Genomic DNA, 3535 nt, shown 5'->3' with positions numbered 1-3535 from the left:
TGCCAAATGATGATCTCGAAATCATACGTATACGAATCAAAACGACAGATGGTGGAAATCCAGCTATAGCAGTGAATTCAAAGGCATTCTCCACTCCACGAGCTCCTTACTCAGGATAGGTAGTTTTCAGATTCTTACAAACGTATGGTGGCGGGGAAAACGGCGAGACTCCTGCGGGATGAGAATGACAGGTGAGACCCCTGAAGGCGCAGCCTGAGGAGGCTCAGCGCATGCCCGCGGAAAGGGAGGCGTTTTCCCCGCCACCATCATCGCACATAAAAGTCTCGAAACTTAGTCTTCAACAATCGGGAGCTTAAATTAAATAAATAAATTAACAGGGCTTATCAAAAAAGAGATATGCTCTTTTAAAAGAAAGCATACCTCTTTTAGGAGATTGCAACATTAATTTTCCATTAAGATTCCTGCCCCAGATAGAGCTTCAACAGCTTCTTCTATGGCATCACGGCTGTCTGCAGCAATCGTATGAGTGTGAATTCCGCCTGTTAACTCAAGCAGGAATGAAGCATTGGTGGAATTTACTTGCTCAATAAACTTCTTCACATCACGACGGTTGGATATCCGCAACTGAGCTGTCAGGTCACCATAGATCGGATGTTCAACAACGACGTCTTGCACATGGACTCCGTGGTCAACGAGGATATTCAACTCTTCCTCTGTCTCTTCCGCTCCATGTTGGCAGACGATCGTCTTTTGAAAGGCCAACTCTTCTTTCACATCCGTCATATACATATAACCTTGGCTAGTTGCCACAATCGGTTCATTTCTAGCTTTTAAAAGCGACACGTCCCCTACGATGACTTGTCTTGTTACACTCATTTCCTCAGCTAATGAACTCCCTGTAACAGGGGATCCCCGCTGTTTCAATAAAGATAATATATGCTCTCTACGCTCATGTGCTTTCATCTTTTTAAAAGATTGACTCATGTTTAAAGACTCCTTCATCCAATTTACATACTTATCTATTTCACTCTAGATTTTAGAGTACGGAAACCGAAATTAGCTAAATTGAAAACCTTCCAGTTTCCATTGTTCGATTGAAAAGGTTGTCGTTCCAAGGGATGTGAATAAAATGCGTTCTTCTTCTGCCTGTGGGAAGATCCTTGAAGTGAATACTTCTTTTCCATCATTAACGAATACCTCCAATGATGAATAATCAATGAATAAATGGAGTTTCGTCAACTTCTCTTCCAGCTTCACTCTTCTGAATTCAGTTCGTTTTTTATCTTCAAGATGTGGCCTGGATAACGTAAGAATGCTATCTTTGTAACTAAGAGAGACATTCTGGAAGAGTTCAATCGCAAATTGGTCCTCAATTTCTTCAAACTCAATATTCAGTTCGACCGGTTTCCCTTCGACGCCTCTGACCGCTTTTTGGTCATTTTCAATCGTGATAGATGAATGTAAAAGAACAGGCCCTCTCATTTCTTTTAGTTCTTCTACAGGCTGCTGGATGATTTGTTCTCCATTCCAAGTCAATTCCCGTGGAATCGTCAAGCAATGTACCCATTGGTTTTCAATTGTAGGATGCGCCTGCTCATATTGATCAGGTACCCCCATCCATCCTATAAGAATCCTTCTACCGTTATCATCTAGAGTGGTCTGCGGAGCATAGAATTCGAATCCTCTGTCCAACTCACTGAATGTTCCATGTGTGAATTCTGCCTGTTCATAATCCAGAGTCCCTGCGAAGTAACCGCTTTGATAGGTGTTGGCATAATTCATCCCATCTTCTTCTAAGCCTTGAGGTGATACAATGAGAATATCTTTTCCATTTAATTCAAACACATCAGGGCATTCCCACATGTATCCGAAGTCACCAAGCTGCTCCTCATTGCTCCCAGTTATGTTGCCAAGAAACTCCCAATCAAACAGATCATTAGACCGGAAAAGAACGGCTTTTCCCTCCATATTCTTACTTTGAGCTCCAATGATCATAAACCACTGATCCGCCTTTTTCCAAACTTTCGGATCTCTGAAATGCGCGGTATATCCTTCGGGCAAATTCACGACGACGCCTTTTTTCTCAAAGTTGATGCCGTCCTCAGAAACAGCCAAGCACTGATAGGTTTCCCTATTTCCTTCTTCATCTTTCACGTTTCCAGTATAAAAGAGGTAAAGCAGGTCATCTTTAGTCACAGCACTACCTGAATAAACACCGTTTTTGTCAAACCAATCGGAGGGAGTCAGGGCAGCTTTTTCGTGAGTCCAATTAACGAAATCTTTCGAAATGTAGTGTCCCCAAAATTTTGCCCCATGTCCTGTATCAAACGGCATCCATTGATAGAAAAGGTGATAGGTGCCTTTCCAATGGATAAAACCGTTAGGGTCATTCAGCAAGCCAACGGGTGGCATATGGTGGAAGCTTTGACGATAAGGATCAGCTTCGACTTTATCTTTATATTTATCTATTTCTTCTTGTGCTAGCGCTCGCAATTGTTGATCTTTTTCAGACATGTCTACACCCCTATTTCAAATAATCCTCTACTTCAGCTTTCGTTGGCAATGCTGTCATCGCACCTTTAGTCGAAGCAGCTAGCGCACCGGAAACACTAGCAAATCTAGTGATTTCTTCTAGTTCATTTATTGTTAATTGATTCACTGGTTTAGCGCGTTCGCTAAGCTGATATAAAATACCGGAAACAAACGCATCTCCAGCCCCTGTTGTATCAACCGCCTCAACTTTCATAGCGGGAACAAAGGTGTGTCCATCCTGATTGTAAACATGACTCCCCTCAGCTCCCATGGTTACATAGAGCAACGGAATTTCATAAGAAGATAATTGTTTGACTCCTTCATCAATGTCTGTTTTTCCAGTCAAAAACTCTAACTCTTCTTCTGAAATTTTCACCATATCAGCTTCGGAAAGCATAGAAAGAATCGTTTCTTTTGCCTGCTCTTCTGCTTTCCACAATCCTAATCGAAGGTTTGGATCGTAGGAAATAATCAGTCCTTTTTCCTTCGCTTGTCTTACGGCCGCTTCTGTTGCTGATTTCGCAGGTTCATCAATCATAGAAATCGATCCGAAGTGCAGGACGTTGTGAGAAGTGAATAGTTCAGGCTTCACTTCCGCCTCCTCCAAATAACGGTCAGCACTTGGATCAATGTAAAAATCAAAGCTACGCTCTCCATTTTCATCTAGAGTAACGAAAACAACACCCGTTCTAGTGTCTTTGGTAAGGTACATCGAATCCGTATGGACTCCGTATTCCGTCAATGTTTCTTTAAGAAAGCGACCTAGAACGTCATCTCCAACTTTTCCTAAGAACGTAGAATCCGCTCCTAATCGGGCTAACCCTACAGCGACATTTGCAGGCGCCCCTCCTGGACTCTTTTGGAAGTTGATATTTTCGTTATCGAGAGGAATAAAATCGATCAACGCTTCCCCAAGACAAATAACTCCTTTTGACATCCTATCCATCCTTTCCTTATGTACACTTATTTTTAATAAACCCTTTAAATATCTATTTCCATTATACCTGCATACCCTTGTTCGTTTCCAATATAGAAAAGAAAA

Annotated in this window: 3 protein-coding genes; all 3 read right to left on the bottom strand. The window is 42.0% G+C overall.

Going from position 1 to position 3535, the window contains the following annotated elements:
• Nucleotides 1–402: 402 nt before the first annotated feature.
• Nucleotides 403–945, bottom strand: a complete 543-nt coding sequence (locus LD39_RS06725) for a transcription repressor NadR (RefSeq protein WP_035544354.1) — start codon at nucleotides 943–945, stop codon at nucleotides 403–405.
• A gap of 72 nt (nucleotides 946–1017) precedes the next feature.
• A complete protein-coding gene (locus tag LD39_RS06720; RefSeq protein WP_035544351.1) occupies nucleotides 1018–2475 on the bottom strand; it encodes a sucrose-6-phosphate hydrolase in 1458 nt (485 codons plus the stop codon).
• A 10-nt stretch (nucleotides 2476–2485) separates the two neighbouring features.
• Nucleotides 2486–3430 carry an aminoimidazole riboside kinase gene (locus LD39_RS06715; protein ID WP_035544349.1) on the bottom strand — a complete coding sequence of 315 codons (945 nt, stop codon included), beginning with the start codon at nucleotides 3428–3430 and terminating at the stop codon, nucleotides 2486–2488.
• Nucleotides 3431–3535: the final 105 nt, after the last annotated feature.

Source organism: Halobacillus sp. BBL2006, from assembly GCF_000786645.1.
In the GTDB taxonomy this organism is placed as follows: domain Bacteria; phylum Bacillota; class Bacilli; order Bacillales; family Halobacillaceae; genus Halobacillus.
Note: the sequence above shows the minus strand (reverse complement) of the source record. Positions and strands in the feature narration are given on the sequence as shown.

Coding starts and splice junctions, on each gene's coding strand:
- LD39_RS06725 (WP_035544354.1), bottom strand. CDS start 945: ATGAGTCAATCTTTTAAAAAGATGAAAGCACATGAGCGTAGAGAGCAT.
- LD39_RS06720 (WP_035544351.1), bottom strand. CDS start 2,475: ATGTCTGAAAAAGATCAACAATTGCGAGCGCTAGCACAAGAAGAAATA.
- LD39_RS06715 (WP_035544349.1), bottom strand. CDS start 3,430: ATGTCAAAAGGAGTTATTTGTCTTGGGGAAGCGTTGATCGATTTTATT.